Below are 20,531 nucleotides of genomic sequence, written 5' to 3'. Positions count from 1 at the left end.
CCGCCCTCTTTCGTTTGGCCTAGAGCAAAGCCTGCTCGTTGCGTCCCATCAGCCGGAAGGCGATGTAGACGGCGATGCCGCTCAGCACCAGAAGGATGGTGGACATGGCCGCGGCCGTGCCGAAATCACCGTCGAGGATCAGCAGGTAGATGCGGACCGGCATGGTGATGGTCGAGCCGACATAGAGCACCAGCGAGGAGGACAGCTCGTTGATCGCCGTGACGAAGCTCAGCATGCCGCCGGCGATAATGCCCGGAACGATGAGCGGCACGGTGATCCGCAGGAAGGCCTGGAAGGGGCTGTAGCCAAGGGAAACCGCAGCCTCCTCCAGACTGGGGGATATCTGCCGCAAGGCCGATGAGGTGGTGCGCACCGTATAGGGCAGGCGGCGGATAAAGATCGACAACACGATGATCGAGGCCGTGCCGGTCAGCACCAGCGGGCCGGTATTGAAGGCCGCGATATAGGCGATACCGATGACGATGCCCGGCATGACATAGGGGATCATGAATGCGCCATCGAGCAGCGAGGTGTTGAGCGTGGTACGCCGGGCGACCAGCACGCCGACAATGGTGCCGACGATGACGATCATCACCACGGCGCTGGCCGAGAAGGTCAGCGAATTGCGCACCACATCGCCCAAGTTGAACAGGATGCGCTCATAGCTCTGCAGGGCGAAACCATCCTGGAATACCGGCCCATTGGTGCGACGCAGCGAGTAGATGACGGAGATGATCACCGGCATGGCGCCGCATAACCCGATGAAATAGACGGCGAAATGCGCCAGCACATTGCGCCAGCCCTTGAGCTGGATCTTGGTGGGCTTGTTGATCATGTTGCCGTGGTAGACGTTCCGGCGCGACATGAAGCGCTGCATCATCACGAAGACCATGGATACGACGATGAGCACCACGCTGATCGTGGTCGCCATCGACATGTTGGAGCCCACTTCGGCCGAGTAGAGGGTATAGGCTTCGGTCGCCAGCACATTATAGCCGCGTCCGAGCAGACGGGGCGTGCCGAAATCGGCGATGGACTGGATCAGTGCCAGGAGACCCCCGGCCGTCAGGGCGGGAAACACCATCGGGAACGAGATCTTGAAGGTACGCTGCAGCGGCGTCAGCCCAAGCCCTTCGGCCGCTTCCTCGAGCGAGCGGTTGACGTTGGACAGTGCGCCCGAAACCATCAGATAGACGAAGGGATAGAATTTGAGCGCGAAGACGATGAGGATGCCGCCAACGCCATAGATCGGGGGCATGGTGATGCCGAAATCGCGCAGCCAGGCACGAACGACGCCGCCGGCGCCGAACAGCACGATCCAGGAATAGGCGCCGATAAAGGGCGGCGACACCAGGGCCAGGATGGCGAGGAGCGAGACGAAGCGGCTGCCCTTGATCTGGAAGCGCGAAATGCAGAAGGCCATGATCGAGCCGAGCAGCAATGCGCCGAACAGGCCGCCAAAGCCGACGACAAGCGTATTGAAAAAGGCGCGCTGGAATCGCGGCTCGCCGAAGAACCGCAGATAGTTTTCGACGGTCGCATTGCCGGCCGTGTCGAAAAAGCTCGAGAGCAGAACCGAGCCGACGGGGATGAAGAGGAGCAGGAGCAGAATGCCCCAGGTTCCCAGCATCACCAGCGTCCAGAAATCGAATTTGCGCAACATCGACTAGCCCTCCAGGGAGAGGCGCTTGCCGTCGGCATCGAATGCCATCAAGGCGTTGCGCTCGAAGAGAACCGAGACCGTGTCGCCAGGATTGCGCACCGCGCCAAGGGCAGGATTGGCAACCTGAACCACCACCGGGCCGGCGGCAGTATCGATGAGGACATGGGCCTCGCGACCCAGATAGGTGAACTTGCTGACCGTGCCCGGCACCACCACGGCACCGGCAGGAGCCGTTGCGCCGCTTTCGACCAGCGACAGGCGCTCGGGGCGCACCGTCCAGTGCGCGGCGGTACGGCCAAGGCCAAGATCGGCGAGCAGGCGGGAGAGACCCTCCCCTGCAACCAGCGTATTGAGCGTGCCCACGAAATTGGCGACGAACAGGGTCTGGGGATCGCCATAGATCTGCTGCGGGGTGCCGATCTGCTCGATATGGCCGGCGCTCATCACGCAGATGCGGTCGGAAATGGCCAGCGCCTCTTCCTGATCATGCGTCACATAGATGGTGGCAATATCGACCCGCTTCTGGATGTCGCGAATTTCCTCGCGCAATTCGATGCGCAGCTTGGCGTCGAGATTGGAGAGCGGCTCGTCCATCAACAGCAATTGCGGATTGATGACCATGGCGCGCGCCAAACCGATACGCTGTTGTTGTCCGCCGGACATGGCGGCGGGGAGACGCTCGGCCAGGGCTTGCAGATGCACGGCCGACAGCGCCTCGGCGACGCGGGTCTTGATCTGTTCGGCCGGCACCTTGCGTGGCTTGAGGCCGAAAGCGACGTTGTCGAAGACGCTGAGATGGGGAAACACGGCATAGTCCTGGAAGACCATGCCGATATCGCGCTTGTGCGGCGGGATGGCGCGCAAATCCTTGCCGTCCAGCATGATGCTGCCGGAGCTGAGGTCGTTGAAGCCGGCAATGGCGCGTAAAAGCGTGGTCTTGCCGCAGCCCGACGGCCCCAGAAGCGTAAAGAACTCGCCGCGTTCCACCGCAATGGACACCCCGTTCAGCGCCCGGAACGTCGCGAACTGCTTCACACCGTCATTAACAGTCAGATAGGCCATACGAGCCCTCCCTAGCCCTTAGGTCGATTTTCTGAAACGTAAACACGATTTTCGTCTTGCAACAAGTGAAATGTCGTTTCATGATCGCAACCGATCAAAAACTGATCATGGGAGTACAGGAGGAAATTATGCGTGTTGCAAAACGAACATTCATCGGCATGGCTCTCGCACTTGCCGCCACGACGGCCCTGAGCCCGGCGATCCTGGCCCAGGACGCGTCCGTGGTCATCTACACCGCCCACAAGTCCTCGATCGTCGATCGCCTGCTGCCGGTCTTCGAACAGGAAACCGGACTCAAGGCCGAAGTCGTGCAGCTTGGTTCGGGCGATGTCGCCCGCCGCGCCCGCGCCGAAGCCAACGCCCCGGCCGCCGACGTGATCTGGTCGATCTCCGGTAGCCAGCTGACCGAACTGGCCGACATTCTCGAGCCCTATAGCCCGCCCGAATTCGACCAGATCGATCCCCAGTTCGTCGCCAATGACGCCTGGACCCCCTATACCGCCGTCGTCTATGTGCTGGCGGTCAACACCGACCTGCTCTCGCTCGAAGACGCCCCCAAGAGCTGGTCCGACCTGGCCGATCCCAAGTGGCAGGGCCAGATCGCTTCGGCCCGCGCCGATGGTTCCGGTTCGGCCATGCAGCAACTGCAGGCCGTGCTCACCCTGTTCGGTGACAAGGGCTGGGAAGAGTATGCGGAGATCGCCAAGAACTTCGTGTTCACCGACAGCTCCGGCGCCGTGCCGCGCTTCGTCGCCGACGGCGAGACCTCCATGGGCCTCACCCTCGAAGACAATGCGCTCGAATATGTGCAGGGCGGCGCCCCGATCGGGGTGATCCTGCTCAGCGACGGCACCGTGGCCACGCCGGACGGTATTGGCCTGGTCAAGGGCGGACCCAATCCCGATGGCGGCAAGGCCTTCATCGATTGGGCTCTCTCCAAGTCGACCCAGGAATTGCTGGCCAATGATATCGGCCGCCGCTCGGTTCGCCTCGACGTCGCACCGCCTCCGGGCACGCCGAACCTGGCCGACGCCAATGTGCTCAAGATCAAGCCGCTGAGCGAGCTTGGCGGAGCCGAGGCCGTCCTGGCCGAGTGGCGCACCGCCATCGGCGAATAAGAACAAAATTAAGCACGTGATGACGGGACTATTCTGAATGCAGCACATGGAAGCCTTCTCGCTGGGCAAGAAGTTCAGCGCTCCAGGAGCCAATGAGGACAGTCTCGTCATCATGCCCAATCGTGGTTACGCCGTCATCGATGGCGTAACCGACCGCAATGGCACCAGTTATGACGGCATGCTGTCGGGGCAGTTCGCCTCCCGCGTCGTGCAGGGCGCCATCGAAAAATTCATCCTGGCGCAGGGCGATGCCAGCCAGCCCGAATTGCAATTCGCCGGCGGCCAGCATTTCGTCGACTATCTCGGCCGCGCCATCCGCGCCCGCTATGTGGCCAATGGCGTGCTCGACGCCGTTACAGCCGACTGGAAATTGCGTGGCGGCTGCACCGTCATGGCCACCCTGATCATCGGCGACCGGCTGGAAGTGGTCGCTGTGGGCGATAGCGGGTTGCGCATCAATGGTAACGACGTGCTGCAGGTGCTCAAGCCGCTGGACGACGTGACCGCCATCATGCGGCGGGAAACCTGGCGCTATTTCGAAGCCCTTGGCCGCAGCACCGCCGATTGCGACCGCCTCTCCGCCCTCATCACCTGGCAGGGCACGCGCCACCAACCGTCAGGCGCGGAAACAGCTGACGCCGGTGTTATTGCCGAAATCGAAAGCCGCTCGCTCGCCGCCTGCAAGGCGCATCTACCGAATGTGCCCGTCGCCGAGATCGAGACGCTGGTGCATGGCGGCATCTGCTACGGACAAGGCGACTTCCAGAACGTCACTGACAAGGTGCTCGGTTATGGCGGTCTCGACGGATTTGCCGTGCCGGAACGATATGTGGAGACCCGCTCCTACGCTCTGGCCGATATCGATACAATCGAGCTATTCTCCGATGGCTATTTCAAGCTGGGGGAAGGCTTTGGCGTCGCGGCCTGGGAACAGGGGTTCCGCGATGTCGAAGCCGAGGATTTGCACAAGATCGGCCGCTATATGAGCACCAAGGGCACCACCGATATCGCCTTGACCGACGACCGCACCTATATGGGCGTGCGCCTGAAATGAGCGGCCATGCGCGGATGGACCTACCCCGTTCCGCGCCTGATCTGGCTGGTTCCAGTCCTGCTGACTTGAACCAGCGCCAGGCCCAGATCCTGGAAGCAGTGCGCGCCAATGGCGCCGCTGCCGTTTCCGAACTGGCCGCTCAGTTCTCGGTCACCACCCAGACCATTCGCCGCGATCTCAAGGTGCTGGGTGACCGGGGCCTGTTGGTCAAGGGTTTTGGTGGCGCCTTCGCCGCGCCGGGTGTCGCCCGCTACACCTATAGCGAACGCCACAACACCGAAGTCGAAATCAAGCGGCAGCTGATCGAAGCCCTGCGTCCTTTCCTCTTCAACGGCGCCACCATTTTCGTGGGTCTGGGCACCACTTTCCATACGCTGCACACGGTCCTGGCCGAATTTCCGGGCGTATTGGTGGCCAGCCCCAATCTCGAAGTCATCTACAATTGCGCCCTGCATACCGATGCGACGGTCTATGCCTATGGCGGCTATGTGCGGAACAAGGACACCTCCATCCTCACCATCAGCGGTGCGGCCCGTCAGCAGTTCAAGTTTGACATTGCTCTAATCGGCGCCAGCGCCATTGACCGGGACGGCGCCGTGCTCGAATTCGACCCGCTCGAAGTCGAGCTGACACGCGAGATCCTGACGCAGAGCCGTCAGGTCATCCTGCTGGCCCATGAAGGCAAGTTCGAAAAGAAGGCGCCACACCTGGTGACGGAAATGTCAAAAGTCGACGTGCTGATCACCAATGGCACGCCGCACGAGCATTTCGACCAGGCCGATGCGCTTGCCGGCGTCACGCTGGTGCAGATCTAGCCCTCACCCACCCCAGACCACCGCGCTTTCATGGCGCTTGATGACGTGGCGCAAATTCTCGAACACGGTGATGAGATGCAAGGCGAACCGGTCGGCAGCCGGGACGCGCTGGGTATCGACGCGGCGCAATATGCCCAGCGATCGATCCGGCTGCGGGATGGCATAGGGCACCAGCGTCACCCGGTTCTCCTTGCGCAACGCGAACAGCACTGAAAAGGGCAGCACGGCCAGAGCGTCCGACTCGGCGAGGAAATTGACCACGCTCATCAGCGAGCCGCCGGCATAGCGGATATTGAGATCGGAAACGCCGATGCTCATCAGGATCATCTGCAGATCCGACATCAGCGGCGATCCCGGCAGCGGCGCGATCCAGGGATAGGCGGCCAGATCATTGGCCTTTGGCACGCGCCGCCGCAGGAGCGGATGCCCCACCCGGCAGGCCACCACATTGCGGCCCGGCAGCAGTTCGGTGAAGTCATAGTGCGAGCCGGGATGGGTGGAGCCGATGGGCACAATACCGAGATCGATCAGGTGCGCATCGAGCGCCGATACCAGTTCGGGCAGGTTGCCATAGCTCTGGTGCACGGTGACCTCGGGCTCTTCGCGATGGAACTCGGCGATCATCTGGCTGACCAGCGCATCCATGAAAAAGGGCACCCCGCCCACCCGCACCACGCCGCTCGTGCCCTTGAGATGGCCCTGCACCGCATCGGTGGCGCGGCGGGAAGCGGTGAGAATGGCGCGGCCATGAATGGCCAGCTGATTGCCCAACGCCGTCGGCTGAAGAGGCCGGCGCCCGGACACGAACAGCGCCTCGCCCACCCGTGCCTCGAGCATGGACAGCGAGCGGCTGACGGCGGATTGGGTCATGCCCAGCAGCGCCGCCCCTTCCGAGACACCTCCGGCATCAATGACAGCGGCCAGCTGCATGAGATGGCGTTCGTTCAGCTTCATAGCAAAGTGCTATATTATGAATACCATAACTCATCAATCCGGCGGTCGGGACATGCCAGATTATGCCTCGGGAAAGGGAGGTCCCGTCGATGGATTCTGGCCAGGGCGACATGCTGGCTGCGCGCGATACGGCGCCTGCCGACGCCTTGCTGGCGCGGCTGGCTCAGGCCGATCCGTCCCGGCTGGCCGACATGATCGCGGTCATCGGCGCGCGCCTGCATGAGCTGGTTGCCACAATCCGCCCGACCCAGTCCGAATTGCGGCTAGTACTCGATTTCCTCGCCGAGGTCGGCCACTACACCGATAGCCGCCGCCATGAATTCCTGTTGCTGGCCGATGTGCTGGGACTATCGAGTGCGGTGGACGATATCCACCTCGCCCTTCCGCCTGGGGCCACGCCCAATGCCCGGACCGGCCCGTTCTATCGGCCCGACGCGCCGCTGATCGCGATGGATGGTACGCTGTCGCGCGATGGCAAGGGGGCTCCCCTCGCCGTCTCCGGGCAAGTCCTGGGCCTCGATGGCCGCGCGGTTGGCGGCGCCGCTATCGAAATCTGGCATGCCAATCACGATGGGCTCTACGAAAACCAGGAGCCGGACCGGCAGCCCGAGTTCAACCTGCGCGGCCGCATGCTGGCCGATGGCCAGGGGCGGTTCCGATTTGCCACCATCAAGCCGGGCGGCTACCGCATTCCCAAGGGCGGGCCGGTGGCCGCGCTTCTCACCCGCCTGGGCCTCTCGCTCGATCGCCCGGCCCATATAAGTTTCCGCGTCACGGCCAGGGGCTACAGGACGCTGACCACCCACATCTTCGACCGGGCTGACCCTGCCATCGGTCGGGATGCAATCTTCGGGGTCAAACCCGAACTATTGGCCGAGTTCCGCGCCGTCGCCCCCGAGAATGGGCGCGCGGGCCATGCGCTCGACTTCACGCTCGTGCTCTGCCCGGAGGAGGGCAGCACGCCACCACATCAAGGAAGGAGCATTCAACAATGAGCAAGATCAGTGGTTATCACCACCTGACGCTGTCCACCGACGGCGCACAGGAGGATTTCGACTTCTACACCAAGACGCTGGGCCTGCATTCGGTCAAGCGCACCGTGCTGTTCGACGGCGTGATCCCGGTCTATCACCTCTATTATGGCTCGCCCAATGGCGATGCCTCCACCATCATCACCACCTTCCCCTTCCGCAAGCCCGGCGTTTATGGCCGGCGCGGCACCAACCAGTCGCGCGCCATCCTGCAGGCCATTCCCATGGGCGCCGCCGATTTCTGGGTGGATCGCCTCAACGGCCGCGGCATCGAAGCCAAGAAGGTGACCCGCTTCGGCACCGAGCGCGTGATCTTCGCCCATCCCTGCGGCATTCCGCACGAGCTCGTGGAAAGCGACAGCGACAAGCGCGAGCCGATCACCAATGCCAGCCAGGGCATCGGCAAGGATCACGGCATCAAGGGCATCTACGGCAGCGTCGTCGCGGTGACCGACAAGACCGCCATGAACGACTTCCTCACCATCGCCCTGCCGCTGGAGCTGGAAGCCAGCACCGATGACGGCGATGTCTATCGCGTTCCCGATTCCTCGGGCGTGATCCAGCGCGTCGAGGTGATCACCGACCGCCAGAGCCCGCAGGGCACCTGGACGCTGTCCGGCGGCACCATTCACCACCTGGCGCTCAATACCGGCGACGAGGAAAGCCAGCTGAAACTGCGCGCCCATATCGAGGGCCTCGGCTTCACCGATATTTCCGAACAGAAGGACCGCAACTACTTCAAGTCCTGCTATGTCCGCTCGCCCGGCGGCGCGCTGTTCGAACTGGCCTGGACCACGCCGGAAGGCTGGACCAAGGACGAGCCGGCCGGCTCGATCGGCAAGACGCTGGTGTTCCCGCCCTGGTTCAAAGACCGCGAAGACGAGCTGCGCGAGGGCCTCGAACAGGCGGACTTCGTCTAATGGCAGCAGCGACCGGCCTCCGGCGCGGAGCCAGTGGTTCCGCGGTCAAGGCGCTGTGCGTCTTCGTCCATGGTCGCGGCCAGTCGCCCGAGGAAATGGAAAGCCACGTTCTCAAGCGCCTCTGGGCGACGAATGTGGCCTTCGCCCTGCCCCGGGCACCACGTGGCGCCTGGTACGATGCCAAGGCGGTGGATCCCATCAGCAGCACGACACGGGCTCAGCTCGAGGAGGCGCTGGGCCTGATCGGCGACGAAATCGCCGCCTTGCGGGCAGATTATCCGGGGCTGCCGCTCCTGTTGGCGGGCTTTTCTCAAGGCGCCTGTCTTTCGCTCGAATATGTCTGTCGCGGCCAAGACGCGCCTGACGCACTGGCTGCTCTGACGGGCTGCCGGGTGGGGACCACCAGCTGCGATCGCCCGCTGGCAGCGCCGGCCGACCTACCGGTCTATTTGAGCGGCAGCGACGCCGACCCATGGATTCCGGTCACCGCGTCTGCCGAGGCGATGCTGGAGCTCGGGCGCCAGAAGCTGCAGCTGCGGACCGACCTCTTCCCCGGCCGTGGGCACGAGGTGTCGCCGCCTGAAATCGCCATGCTGGAAACCATGCTGACCGATCTCGGCAATGGGCATAAACCGCGGTTCAACGCCACGCGCTGAACCCCAGACCGCAGAAAAGCCCGGCCCGGCAGTCGGGCTTTTCCGTCTTTGGCGACCAAACCGGCGCTAATAGACAGAAACATGCAGTCTCCTGGCACGGAAGTGCAGGCGCGCCTTGCCCCGCTTGGGCAGGCTAGACGACACATGCGGCACAATGGCAAACAAGGCCGGGCCCAAAGGCCGACTGCGTGCAAGGGAGCGGAACATGCGCAAGATATCGCTGGGACTTGGCCTGCCCATGGCCTTTCTGCTGCTCACCACGCAGGCCCATGCGCATCATGCCTTGGGTGGCAAGTTGCCGATCGGCTTCGGCGAGGGCCTGCTTTCGGGCCTGGCGCATCCGGTCATCGAAGTCGACCATCTGGCCTTCGTCCTGGCCGTGGGTGTCCTCACCGCCGTCGCCCAGGGCGGCTTCTGGCTGCCGGTGTGGTTCGTGGGTGGTACCGTATTCGGTTGCCTGCTCAATGCAGGCAGTCTGCAATTGCAACCCGCCGAATGGATGGTGCCACTCAGCGCCCTGCTGATTGGCGGCTATCTGGCCTGGGGCAGAGACGATGCCGATGGCCGCTGGCACAAATGGCTGTTCCTCGTCGCGGGCGCCCTGCATGGCCTTGCCTATTCTCAGGCGATTATCGGCAGCGAGAACAATTCCTTGCAGGGTTATCTGCTGGGCTTTGCCATCATACAGACCATGGTCGCCTGGACGGCGATGCTGGCCGCCTATTGGTTCTGGCGCGGCGATCGGCTCTATGCCAATGCGCGGGTGTTTGGGGGTGTCCTGGCCGGGGTGGGACTGACGGCACTCTACCAGGCCGGCGTTGCGAGCCTCCTGCCTATCGTATAGGTGTGGATGTCAGGAGGGGCTGTGTCGTATGCGCCTGACCAAGCAAAGCAATTATGCAGTGCGGGCGCTGATGTATTGTGCGGCCAACCGCACTGGCCTTAGCCGCATACGCGATATCGGCGACGCCTTTGGCGTGTCCGAAATGTTCCTGTTCAAGATCCTCGTCCCCGTCGGCCGCAGCGGCCTGCTCGAAACCATTCGCGGACGCAATGGCGGTGTGCGGCTGGGTGCGCCGGCCGATCAGATCAGCATCATGGACGTCTTGCGCGTCACCGAAGAAGATTTCGATCTCACCGAATGCGGCCGCGAAAAATGCGCCCACTGCCCGCTCGGCAGCACCTGCATCTACGAAACGGCGCTGGGCGAAGCCATGCGCGCCTTCGCCAAGGTGCTCGAAGGCTATACCATTGCCGATCTGGTGGCCGATACCGAAGGCGTGGCGACGGCGCTCGGCCTGCACAAGGTCGCCCCCCGCGCCTCCAATCCCGGCTGGACGCCCAAGCCCGCCATCCCCCGCTCGGAGAGCTGAGACCGGCCATCCCGAATCGCAGTGGCAAAAACTGGCTGCATTTGTGCAGGATTTATCCAGGCCGACGGTATCTGCTGAGCGCAACGCATCGGGACATCGGAGGCAGGGATGTTGAGGCCCGCAATAGTGTCAGCTCTCGTGGTTATTTGCCTTGGCACTGGCCTTGTGCTGGCGGAGGCACCAGACAATGCGATGGGCGACACCATCGCCGCGCGCCGCGGCTTGATGAACCAGCTGGCCACGCTGCAGACGCTGGTCGATGCGCGGGTGGGCAGTGGCAACTATTCCCCCGAACTCTACGATCTCGGCCAGGCCGCTGCGGCCTCGTTCGATGCCTTCGCCGTCCTCCTGCCGCCGCAGAGCAATCTTTTGGGTGGCGCGCCTGCCATCGAGGGCGTCGATACCACGGCCGCGGCCGCGATCTGGGACGACCTTCCGGCTTTCCGGCAGCTGCTGCGCGATACCGCTGCGCATGCCCGCGCTGCCTCGGAAGCCGCTGATCTCGCGGGCTTCCAGGCCGAATGGGACAAGGTGGCGCAATCGTGCTCGTCCTGCCACGAGAGTTATGTGGTCTTCGATCCGTTCGCCGCCTTCAACTGATCGCTTGCGGCTGGCGCACCTGCGCAAATCTGCGGTAATCCTGCAAGGAACGTGCAGGATTTGGGTGCTTTTGCCGCCCATCCTCCCTGATAAGAGATCAGGCATGCCCAAGCCTGTGTCCGGGGAGGAGATCAATGAGTACCCACACGCATGCTGGCCATGCCCATGGCCACCACCATGACGATCATGACCACCACGGACATGATCACGATCATCACCATCACCACGAGCATGGTCATGACCACGCTCATGACGACGACGATCATGGGCACCACCACAGCCACGCTTTCGGCCCGACCGAGGTGTTTCGCATTGCCCTGACCGGCCTTTGCGCCCTGGCCGTGTGGCTGGGATTTCCCGATCATTCCTACATAAGCTTTGCCGACCAATTCTATCTCAACTTCTCCTGGTACGCGCTGATCGGCTTGGTCATCGGCGGCTGGCCCCTGTTCGAAGAGGCCTGGGAAAGCATCCGCAAGCGCCGCATGACCATGGAATTATCAATGGGCATTGCGGTGCTGGCGGCCGCCTATACGGGTTACTTCTTCGTCGCCTTGATCATCACCTTCTTCGTCCTGATCGCCGAAGTGCTCGAGGGCATGACGCTGGAACGCGGGCGCCGCGCCATTCGCGACCTGATGGCCCTCTTGCCCAGCGAGGTGCAGTTGCGCCGCGATGGCCAGGTGGTTACCGCAGGCATTGGCGAGGTCACACCGGGCACGCTTGTCGTCGTAGCGCCGGGGGCACGCGTGCCAGTGGACGGGCCCGTGGTTTCGGGCAATTCGTTCGTCGATGAATCCCGCATTACCGGGGAATCCATGCCGGTCGAGAAGATCGCCGGCAGCTACGCCTATGCCGGCACCGTCAACCAGTCCGGCGCCATCGAAATCCGCGCCGAACGCGTCGGCCGCGCCACCAGCTACGGACAAATTCTCGAAACGGTGGAAGAAGCAGAGCGATCGCGCGCGCCGGTGCAGCGTCTGGCGGATCGGCTGGCGGGCTATATCGTCTATGTGGCCTTGGGCTTTGCCGCCTTCGAATACTGGATCACCGGCGGCGACGTGAACTCGACCATCGCCGTCATCGTCGTCGCCGGTGCCTGTGGCGTCGCCGCCGGTACGCCGCTGGCCATTCTGGGTGGCATTGGCAGGGCCGCGCAGATGGGTGCGATCATCAAGGGCGGGGTGCATCTCGAAACCCTGGGCAAGGTCGATACGGTGGTGCTCGACAAGACCGGCACGCTGACCTTCGGGCGCCCTGAAGTCAGCCATGTCCTTCCGGCCGAGGGCATTACCGCCGATGAGTTGCTGCGGGCCGCCGCCACCGCCGAGGCATTGTCCGAGCACCCGCTGGGCAAGGCCATCATCGCCGAGGCCGCCAGCCATGGCGTCACGCCCCTGCCGGTCAGCGGCTTCAGCTATGAACCCGGGCGCGGCATCAAGGCGAGCGATGCAGAGGGCGCTATCTATGTCGGCAATGCTGGCTGGATGCTGGCCAATGGCGTGGGCGCCGTGCCAGAGGAAGGCGCCTTTGTCGGCACGCGAGTGTTTATCGCCCGCGAGGGGCGCCTGCTTGGCCATGTCGTCGTCGAAGACACGGTCCGGCCCGAGGCCCGCCAGGCGGTGGAAAAGCTGCGCGCCATGAATATCGATGTGCAGCTGCTGACCGGTGACACCGCACAGGTGGCCCGGCGGGTCGCTAAAGATCTCGGCATCACCGCAGTCGAAGCGGGACTGTTGCCTACCGAAAAACTTCAGCGAATCAAGGCTATAAAGGCGAGCGGCCGCACTGTGGCCATGGTGGGCGATGGGGTCAACGATGCACCGGCGCTGGCGACCGCCTCGGTCGGCATCGCCATGGGTTCTGGCACCGAAGTCGCCCGCGAAAAGGCCGATATCGTGCTTTTGGGCAATGATCTCATGCGCTTTGCCGACACGGTGCATCTGGCACGCCGGACCCGCAAGATCATCTGGTTCAACTTCGCCGGCACCGTGATCGTCGACATTCTGGGCATTGCCGCGGCGATGGCCGGCTGGATCGGCCCGGTGGAAGCGGCGATGATCCATACCGGATCGGAACTGGCCTTCATTCTCAATTCGGCGCGACTGGTGCCGGGCCAGACCATGGCTAACGGCTTCAAATCCTTCGGAAAATCGATGCAGGGCTGGGGCTCTGGCAGCGGCGCCGGACTGGCGTCGAAACGGCCTGCAGCCGAGCACGGACCGCATTGATGCCGGCCTGAGGGCTGCATCCTCTAGCACATGAAAAGAGCCGGCGATGCCCCAACATCGCCGGCTTATTCTTGTGGCCCCTGCCACCGGTAGAACTCCCGAGGAGAGAGAATGGGAGCGGAAAGCTGTGCTTTCCTGAGGATTACTATGGGCCCGCCCCCTTATCAAAACCTGCACCAATCGAGCAGGTTTTAACATAAACCTGCTAATCGTTGCAGGTTTTATCGGTCCACAAAATGTCTCTAGGTGACCGCATTATGAACGAAGTATGAACAAAACGCCGCATGGCTGGCGGTCGTGACGACAGCCAGCCATGCCAAAAGCGATCCGCCGGTGTTTGAGGCTCAGGACGCGGCTGCGGCGGGACGCAGGCCGAAGGTATGATCGAGCGACTTATGGGCGCCGATACGCTCGCCGGACGCATTCCATCCAGCTTCTTCGTCGGTGAGGTTGACGATCAGCTGATCCTTGACGCCGAAGACGGCATCGCTGTGCAGATAGTCGTCGCCGGCAATGAAGAGATGAGTGACAAGCGTGTCGTAGCCATCCTTGCCGATCATGAAATGGATATGGGCGGGGCGATAGGGATGGCGACCCACCGCCTCGAGCATCTTGCCGACCGGACCGTCATGGGGGATGGGGTAGAAGGTGGGGACGATCGACCAGAAGGACAGCCGGCCTTCGGCATCGGTGCGGAAGCGGGCGCGCAGGTTTTCCTCCTGCCCGGGCTTTTGCACATCGTAATAGCCGTCGTCATCGGACTGCCAGACATCGACCCAGGCATCGGCAATCGGCTTGCCGTCGGGGGTCAGCACCTGGGCACTCACGTGCAGCGGCGTGCCTTGGCTGGCGCCGGCAATATCGCTGCCATGCGGCCGTTCCTTGAGCGGCGGGACATAGAAGGGCCCGAGCACGGTGGTCTCGGTGGTGCCCTCCATGCTGCGGTGGTTGATGGCATCGACCAGCATGGAAAAGCCCAGCGTGTCGGAGAGCAGGATGAATTCCTGCCGCTTGTCATCGCACATATGCCCGGTCTGGGTGAGGAAGCCGATGGCGGTTTCCCATTCGGACATGGAGAGGTTCACATCGAGGGCGAAGGCATGCAGATGGCGGACCAACGATTGCAGCACTTCGCGCAGGCGCGGATTTTCGGCATTGGCGAAGCTGGCCACGACCTCTTCGGTCAGCGCATTGGCATCGCTCTTGAGGGTTTGGGCGGTCATTTGTTCTGCTCCTTGGCAGAGCCGATATCCAGGCGTCGCCGCGTGGGGAACAGGTGGATGCCGGTAAATTGGGAGAAATTGCCCCAGATGCCCTTGGGCGCGAGCAGCATCACCGCGATGCCCAGCGCGCCGAGCACGATGAGATACCAGGGGCCGTAGCCGGACAGGGCATTGCGCAGCAGCACGAAGAGGATGGCGCCGATGATCGGCCCTTCGATGGTGGCGAGGCCGCCGATGACAACGATGAAAATTATGTAAGCGGTCCAGTCGAGCAGCGAGAAGGCGGCGTCGGGCGAGATGCGCGAGGTCTGGAGGAAGTAGATGGCGCCGACCAGGCCGGCACAGAAGGCAGCAAAGACATAGATGGCGAATTTGATGCGCGTGGTGCTGACGCCAACGCTCTGGGCCGCCACTTCGCCATCCTTGATGGCGCGCAAAGCCAGGCCGACACGCGAGCGCAGCAGGTAGTAGCAACCGCCAACAACCAGCACGATGGTGAAGAGCGCAGCCCAATAGATGATGATCTCGCGGGCGGCGGCGCTGCGCACGCCAAACAGCTCGCTGACGAATTCGAGGCCGAACATGTCTCCGGTGGCCGAGCGCGGCAACGAGGTGCCGGTGCCGCCACCCAGCTCGCGCCACTGGGCGAGCAACAGGCGGAAGACTTCGGCCACCACCCAGGTGACCACGGCGAAATAGGCGCCCTGCATGCGGAAGACCAGTGAGCCCACCGGAATGGAGAGCAGCGCCACGATGATGGCCGCGACGGGGATGGAGAGGAGCGGATCAAAACCGCCGACAATAATCAGTGCGAAGAGCGCATAACCACCCAGACCCACAAAGGCCTGCTGGCCGACCGAGATCAGGCCGGCATAGCCGGCCATGAGGTTCCAGCACAGCGCCAGCGAGGCCAGGAGAAAAACCAGGATCAGGTCCTGCAGCATCGGGCGGGAGGCGAAGGCCGGGGCAAAGACCAGCACGGCGACCAGCGCCAGGGCGATGACGGTAAAGATACGCGAGGTGCGGGTGGCGACGCGGACGGTGTAGCGGCCTGCGACGGGCTCGGGGGCGGCGGTAGGGATGGGTTGGGACATGTCTCTACTGCTTCGGGAACAGGCCACGCGGGCGGAAGATGATGAACACCAGGAAGACCAGGTGTCCGGCCAGGATCTGCCATTCAGGATTGATACGGGCGCCGATGGCCTGGGCCACGCCGAGGATGACGCCGCCGGCCAATGTGCCCCAGAGGCTGCCGAGGCCACCGATCACCACCGCCTCGAAGGCGTAGAGCAGGCGCGCCGGGCCGACGCTGGGGTCGAAATTGGAGCGGATGCCCATGAAGAAGGCGGCAATGGTCAGCACCACGAAGGAAATGCCCATGGCAATGGCGAAGACGATGCGCGGATTGACGCCCATGAGCTGCACGACTTCGGTCGAGTCCGAGGTGGCGCGCAGGCGGCGGCCGAGTCCGGTGCCATAGAAGATGTAGCTGAGGACGCCGAGCACCACCACGGCGACGGCGAAGGTGATCAGCGGAACCACGCCAAGCGAAAGACCCAGAATATTGACCGACTGGGTTTCTATGGGGCCCAGCGACAGCTTGCGGCTATCGGCGCTGAAGGCGACCAGAAGCCCGTTCTGAATGAGAATTTGCAGGCCAAAAGTGACCAGGAGCGGCAGGAGGATATCGTCGCCCAGGGTGCGGTTGAGCAGATAACGCTGCAGAGCCCAGCGCGAAGGCGAAGGGCAAAAGAATGAGCAGCGCGATCGGCAGCGGCAGGCCCAAGGCGGTGACCATGGCCAGAAGCACGAAGGCGGCCAGGACGATGAGATCGCCATGGGCCAGGTTGATGAGGCGCATGACGCCGAAGATCAGGGACAGGCCCGCGGCATAGAGGGCATAGAGCCCGCCCAGCAGGACGCCTTGTACAATGGTGTTGAGGTATTCCATCCCTAACTTCCGAAATAGGCCGCGAGGATCTGCGAACGATCGAATTCATCCGCACGACCAGCCAGGCTGACCTTGCCCTCGAGGAAACAATAGATGCGGTCGGCAGCGCTCAAGGCAGCGTTGAGGTCCTGCTCGACGATGACGATGGTGGTGCCGCGCTTCTTGATCTCGGCGATGGCGGCATAGACGTCCTTGACGGCGGCGGGCGAGAGGCCAAGGCTGATCTCGTCGCACAAGAGAACGCGCGGATTGGAAATCAGCGCCCGTCCGATGGCCACCATCTGCTGCTGCCCGCCCGAAAGGGTCGGGGCCAGCTGATCGGCGCGCTCTCGCAGGATCGGGAAGAGATCGCAGATGGTCTCATAGTTCCAGCCGCGATCGCCGCTCTTGCCGTTTTCACCCATGCGCAGATTGTCGCCAACCGACATGGACGGGAAAAGCCGGCGCCCTTCGGGCACGAGGGCAATGCCGGATTTGACCATGTCGAAGGCGGGCTTGCCGCCAACCGGCTTGCCATCGAGCAGAATGCCGTCGGGCCGGCTTTTGACCAGGCCGGAAAGCGCCTTGAGGAAAGACGACTTGCCGGCGCCATTGGCACCGATAATGGCGACGGTCTCGCCTTCATTGACGTGAAAATCGACGCCGAACACGGCCTGGAAGTCGCCATAAAAGACTTCCAGGTTCTTGGTCTCGAGCAAGGCCGTCATGCTGCGACCTCGTCATCGATGCCGAGATAGGACCGGCGGACCTGGGGATCGGCCATGACGGCGTGGGGCTCGCCGTCGGCGATCTTGCGGCCGAATTCCAGGACCATGAGACGGGAGACCACCGACATGAGCGCGTGCACGACGTGCTCGATCCAGACGATGGTGACGCCCTGCTGGTTGACCTGCTTGATGAACTCGACGAGTTCGTGGCACTCGGCCTCGGTGAGGCCGCCGGCGATTTCGTCGAGCAGCACGATATTGGGCTCGGTGGCCAAAGCGCGCGCCATTTCCAGACGCTTGCGGTTGAGTAGCGTGAGCTTGCCAGCCAGGGTATTGGCGTGCGGCGCAAGGCCCGTGCGTTCGAGAATGGAGCCGCAGAGTTCGTTGGCGCCGCGGTGGCCATGCTCGCGGCCATATTCGGCGGCGACCAGAAGGTTCTCGAAGACGGTCAGGCTCTCAAAAGGTCGCGGGATCTGGAAAGACCGCCCAATGCCCGCCACGCAGCGATTGCGCAGCGACACATTGGTGACGTCCTTTCCAGCCAGGGTCACCGTACCGGCATCGGGGGTGATGACGCCGGTAATGAGGTTGAACAGGCTCGACTTGCCGGCGCCATTGGCGCCGATTATGCCGAGGGCTTCTCCATGGGCCACTTCGAGGTCGATATTATCGGCCACGACAACAGCGCCAAAGCGCTTGGATACGCCGGCAAGTCTCAGGATCATTTGACTACTCGATAGCTTCCATCTTGCCGCCCAGCGGAATTTCCGGATGGGCAGCGTTTTCGACGATCACCAGCTCGAAGCTGCCATCGTCCTGCAGGCGCCACTGGCCACCGACCAGCGGGGTCTTGGAGACGTTGGCGGCAACCACGGGCGGCAGGCCTTCCTGACCGAACTGGACATGGCCGACGATGGTGTCGAGGTTGATCGCCGCAATGGATTCAGCCAGCGAATCCGGATCGAAGGGATCGTCGGCGCGCTTGATGGAGTCGATGGCGACCTCGAACAGGCCATGGGCGAAGCCGATCGGCTGGGTCCAGGGACGACCGGTGGCGGCGGTGAAGCCTTCAGCCAATTCGCCCGCACTCTGGCCGGTGAGCGAGGACTTGTAGGGGTGCGAGGCCGACCACCACACTTCGCTCGACAGGTTGTTGCCGATGGGGCCGAGGGCTTCCACGGCAATCGGAAACAGGATGGCCTTGGCGACCGTGACCACCTTGGGCTTGAAACCCTGCTGATTGGCCTGGGTCCAGAAGGTGGTCAGATCGGGCGGGATGACCACGCCGGTGACGATCTCGGCATTGGCAGCCTTGAACGCGTTGATCTGGGCGGTGAAGTCGTCCGACAGGTTCTGGAAGCGACCCGGATCGGTGACGGTGTAACCACCGGCGGCCAAAGCCGGGGGAACGCCGACATCGGGATTGCCCCAGGCATTGCCGTCGGCATCGTTCGGGAACAGGCCACCGACCTGCTTGTTGGTCTCGAGCTGGTTCCACATGCCCTGATAGGTGGCAATGACGTCTTCGAGGCCCCAGAAGAAGTGGTAGGTGTAGTCGAAGGATTCCCAGGTGGACGGATCGCCCGGATTGGCCTGGCGCTCGATGAACCAGGGCTGCCACGGCGCGGCGGTGGAAATGCAGGGGATGCCTTCGATTTCGCACTGGGCCGAAACCGGATTGGTCGTTTCGGGCGTGGAGGCCACCACGATCAGCTGCACTTCGTCGTCGACGATCAGCTGGCGGGCCACTTCGGCGGCGCGGTTGGGATTGGACTGACTGTCGCGAACGATGATCTCGACATTGACCGGGCCATTGGCGGTCTCGATGCTGCCACCAAGAATGTCATAGACCTGCTTGATGACGAAATCGTCGGCTTCGGCAAAGGCGGCGAGCGGGCCGGTCTGGGGCGTCACATAACCGATCTTGATGGTTTCGCCCTGCGCCATGACGGCCGGAGACATGGCGAGTACGGCCAGCGCCGAGGTCGCCCCCAAGAAGATGCGCCGGCTGACCGGCATAAACTTGGTGGATTTGGACATTACTTCTCCCTCCGATGAACCTTGCGATAGGCCTGCCCCGATGGAGGGACAGGCCACTTTGTTTTTCTTCGCAAAGGTCAGACTAGGGATGACGAAGCACTTATTCCTGCAAGCGGCAGCGCCGATCTTGCACGAAACGATCAGTTCCGCTTCGAGCGCCGGTAGGCTGCAGGCGTGGTTCCGCAGTGACGACGGAACAGGCGGGTCAGATGCTCCTGATGGGCAAAGCCGCATTCATAGGCGATCTCGGCAATCGACATGCTGGTCTTTTCCAGCAGGCGGCGGGCCTTGTCGACGCGCAGATTGATGAGATAGCGATGCGGCGGCATGCCCAGTTCGGTGCGGAAGATGCGCGCGATATGGCTGGGGCTGCGATTGGTCGCCTGGGCGATATCGGCAAGGTTGATCGCCTCGTCGATATTGGCGGTCATGTAGTCCACCGCGTCCGAGAGCGTCGGCGACAGGCTGGCGGCTCCCGACACCCGGCCACCACCTTTGAGCTTGGCCTTGGAATAGCCGCGGATCAACTGGGCAGCGATGGTGCGCGAGAGATAATCGGTGAACATGGAGGAGCCGATGCTCTCATCTTCCACCGCATAGGCGGAAGCATCGATCAGGGCATGCAGGGCCTTGTCGGTCTCTACGATGCTGCTGGGGATTTCGAGCTTGGCGGGGTCGCCATCGACCATTTCGAGGGCGACTTCCTCGATGATGGCGCGGCGCACATAGACATGCACCGTTTCGATGGAGCCGGTGAGGTTGATGCCGAAATCGACACCCGGCGAGATGATGTGGATGCCACCGGCGGGCACCACACGCTTGCCGATGCGGCGGTCGCACAGGCTTTCCACCTGCACGGGGCCATCGCGATGCAGGACCAGAAGATGGTCCCGCGAGGATTGGAACACACCCTGGAAGGGGGTCTCCCGTTGCACGGACGCGAACAGGGATGTCCAGTCGCGTCCGTCACTATTGGCTTTGATCCTGGCGCTTGGTTGCGCCAGCATGCCATGCGTTTCGTCTATGCCGAAGGGGCGTCGAGCATACATTTCTTCTCTCCCACTTGCGCTTTCCGGCTCTTTATCGGCCGCTTGAAAGCGCGTGCCTCGGTGATCGAGGACTTTGTTGTGGCG

At 62.9% G+C, this 20,531-nt stretch carries 20 protein-coding genes and 1 pseudogene; 10 read left to right on the top strand and 11 right to left on the bottom strand.

Annotated features, from left to right (window positions below):
* Nucleotides 1–19 precede the first annotated feature (19 nt).
* Nucleotides 20–1,663, bottom strand: a complete 1,644-nt coding sequence (locus BGO80_RS12625; protein WP_126149397.1) for an ABC transporter permease — start codon at nt 1,661–1,663, stop codon at nt 20–22.
* Between the two features lie 3 nt (nt 1,664–1,666).
* The gene (locus BGO80_RS12620) at nt 1,667–2,725 is read right to left on the bottom strand and encodes an ABC transporter ATP-binding protein (protein WP_286721755.1); all 1,059 of its coding nucleotides are present in this window, start codon (nt 2,723–2,725) and stop codon (nt 1,667–1,669) included.
* A 128-nt stretch (nt 2,726–2,853) separates the two neighbouring features.
* Between BGO80_RS12620 and BGO80_RS12615 the strand changes: the two genes are divergently transcribed.
* The 3 genes from BGO80_RS12615 (at nt 2,854) to BGO80_RS12605 (ending at nt 5,712) form a co-directional block, all read left to right on the top strand.
* Complete coding sequence (locus BGO80_RS12615) at nt 2,854–3,843, top strand: extracellular solute-binding protein (RefSeq protein WP_286721754.1); 990 nt, start codon at nt 2,854–2,856, stop codon at nt 3,841–3,843.
* Nucleotides 3,844–3,880: 37 nt separating this feature from the next.
* Nucleotides 3,881–4,897, top strand: coding sequence for a hypothetical protein (locus tag BGO80_RS12610; protein ID WP_286721753.1), 1,017 nt, complete (start codon nt 3,881–3,883; stop codon nt 4,895–4,897).
* A gap of 65 nt (nt 4,898–4,962) precedes the next feature.
* Nucleotides 4,963–5,712 (top strand): DeoR/GlpR family DNA-binding transcription regulator, encoded by a 750-nt coding sequence (locus tag BGO80_RS12605; protein ID WP_164550244.1) that lies wholly within the window; start codon nt 4,963–4,965, stop codon nt 5,710–5,712.
* A 3-nt stretch (nt 5,713–5,715) separates the two neighbouring features.
* Here BGO80_RS12605 and BGO80_RS12600 read toward each other — a convergent pair whose 3' ends face one another.
* Nucleotides 5,716–6,666, bottom strand: a complete 951-nt coding sequence (locus BGO80_RS12600) for a LysR family transcriptional regulator (RefSeq protein ID WP_126149402.1) — start codon at nt 6,664–6,666, stop codon at nt 5,716–5,718.
* 89 nt (nt 6,667–6,755) lie between these two features.
* Between BGO80_RS12600 and BGO80_RS12595 the strand changes: the two genes are divergently transcribed.
* The 6 genes from BGO80_RS12595 to BGO80_RS12570 all read left to right on the top strand — a co-directional run bounded on the left by BGO80_RS12595 (nt 6,756) and on the right by BGO80_RS12570 (nt 11,246).
* Complete coding sequence (locus BGO80_RS12595; protein ID WP_286721752.1) at nt 6,756–7,661, top strand: dioxygenase family protein; 906 nt, start codon at nt 6,756–6,758, stop codon at nt 7,659–7,661.
* Nucleotides 7,658–8,617, top strand: coding sequence for a VOC family protein (locus tag BGO80_RS12590; protein ID WP_286721751.1), 960 nt, complete (start codon nt 7,658–7,660; stop codon nt 8,615–8,617). Before BGO80_RS12595 ends, BGO80_RS12590 begins: the two co-directional genes overlap by 4 nt.
* Nucleotides 8,617–9,273, top strand: coding sequence for an alpha/beta hydrolase (locus BGO80_RS12585; RefSeq protein ID WP_286721750.1), 657 nt, complete (start codon nt 8,617–8,619; stop codon nt 9,271–9,273). The genes BGO80_RS12590 and BGO80_RS12585 overlap by 1 nt, the downstream gene beginning before the upstream one ends.
* Before the next feature lie 205 nt (nt 9,274–9,478).
* Nucleotides 9,479–10,117, top strand: a complete 639-nt coding sequence (locus tag BGO80_RS12580) for a HupE/UreJ family protein (protein WP_164550245.1) — start codon at nt 9,479–9,481, stop codon at nt 10,115–10,117.
* A 28-nt stretch (nt 10,118–10,145) separates the two neighbouring features.
* Entirely contained in the window at nt 10,146–10,646 is a 501-nt protein-coding gene (locus BGO80_RS12575) for an Rrf2 family transcriptional regulator (protein WP_286721749.1), read from the top strand.
* 126 nt (nt 10,647–10,772) lie between these two features.
* Nucleotides 10,773–11,246, top strand: a complete 474-nt coding sequence (locus tag BGO80_RS12570) for a cytochrome c (protein ID WP_286721748.1) — start codon at nt 10,773–10,775, stop codon at nt 11,244–11,246.
* Nucleotides 11,247–11,377: 131 nt separating this feature from the next.
* On the opposite strand, the gene BGO80_RS12565 is transcribed toward BGO80_RS12570, so the two are convergent.
* Nucleotides 11,378–11,512 (bottom strand): hypothetical protein, encoded by a 135-nt coding sequence (locus BGO80_RS12565; protein ID WP_286721747.1) that lies wholly within the window; start codon nt 11,510–11,512, stop codon nt 11,378–11,380.
* Between the two features lie 36 nt (nt 11,513–11,548).
* Here BGO80_RS12565 and BGO80_RS12560 point away from each other — a divergent pair, with 36 nt between their 5' ends.
* Nucleotides 11,549–13,477: a heavy metal translocating P-type ATPase gene (locus tag BGO80_RS12560; protein ID WP_286721746.1), complete on the top strand. Its 1,929-nt coding sequence runs from the start codon at nt 11,549–11,551 to the stop codon at nt 13,475–13,477.
* 344 nt (nt 13,478–13,821) lie between these two features.
* On the opposite strand, the gene BGO80_RS12555 is transcribed toward BGO80_RS12560, so the two are convergent.
* From BGO80_RS12555 to BGO80_RS12525, 7 genes and pseudogenes are all read right to left on the bottom strand, one after another.
* Nucleotides 13,822–14,700, bottom strand: coding sequence for an intradiol ring-cleavage dioxygenase (locus BGO80_RS12555; RefSeq protein WP_286721745.1), 879 nt, complete (start codon nt 14,698–14,700; stop codon nt 13,822–13,824).
* Nucleotides 14,697–15,794: a branched-chain amino acid ABC transporter permease gene (locus BGO80_RS12550; RefSeq protein WP_286721744.1), complete on the bottom strand. Its 1,098-nt coding sequence runs from the start codon at nt 15,792–15,794 to the stop codon at nt 14,697–14,699. The genes BGO80_RS12555 and BGO80_RS12550 overlap by 4 nt, the downstream gene beginning before the upstream one ends.
* 4 nt (nt 15,795–15,798) lie before the next feature.
* A pseudogene (locus BGO80_RS12545) lies at nt 15,799–16,573 on the bottom strand (branched-chain amino acid ABC transporter permease).
* Nucleotides 16,574–16,653: 80 nt separating this feature from the next.
* A complete protein-coding gene (locus tag BGO80_RS12540; RefSeq protein ID WP_286721743.1) occupies nt 16,654–17,358 on the bottom strand; it encodes an ABC transporter ATP-binding protein in 705 nt (234 codons plus the stop codon).
* Entirely contained in the window at nt 17,355–18,083 is a 729-nt protein-coding gene (locus BGO80_RS12535) for an ABC transporter ATP-binding protein (protein ID WP_126149413.1), read from the bottom strand. Before BGO80_RS12535 ends, BGO80_RS12540 begins: the two co-directional genes overlap by 4 nt.
* Nucleotides 18,084–18,087: 4 nt before the next feature.
* Nucleotides 18,088–19,398, bottom strand: a complete 1,311-nt coding sequence (locus tag BGO80_RS12530; protein WP_502686560.1) for an ABC transporter substrate-binding protein — start codon at nt 19,396–19,398, stop codon at nt 18,088–18,090.
* Nucleotides 19,399–19,538: 140 nt separating this feature from the next.
* Nucleotides 19,539–20,447 (bottom strand): helix-turn-helix domain-containing protein, encoded by a 909-nt coding sequence (locus BGO80_RS12525; protein WP_286721742.1) that lies wholly within the window; start codon nt 20,445–20,447, stop codon nt 19,539–19,541.
* Nucleotides 20,448–20,531: the final 84 nt, after the last annotated feature.

It is taken from the genome of Devosia sp. 63-57 (assembly GCF_001899045.1).
In the GTDB taxonomy this organism is placed as follows: Bacteria; Pseudomonadota; Alphaproteobacteria; order Rhizobiales; family Devosiaceae; genus Devosia; species Devosia equisanguinis.
Note: the sequence above shows the minus strand (reverse complement) of the source record. Positions and strands in the feature narration are given on the sequence as shown.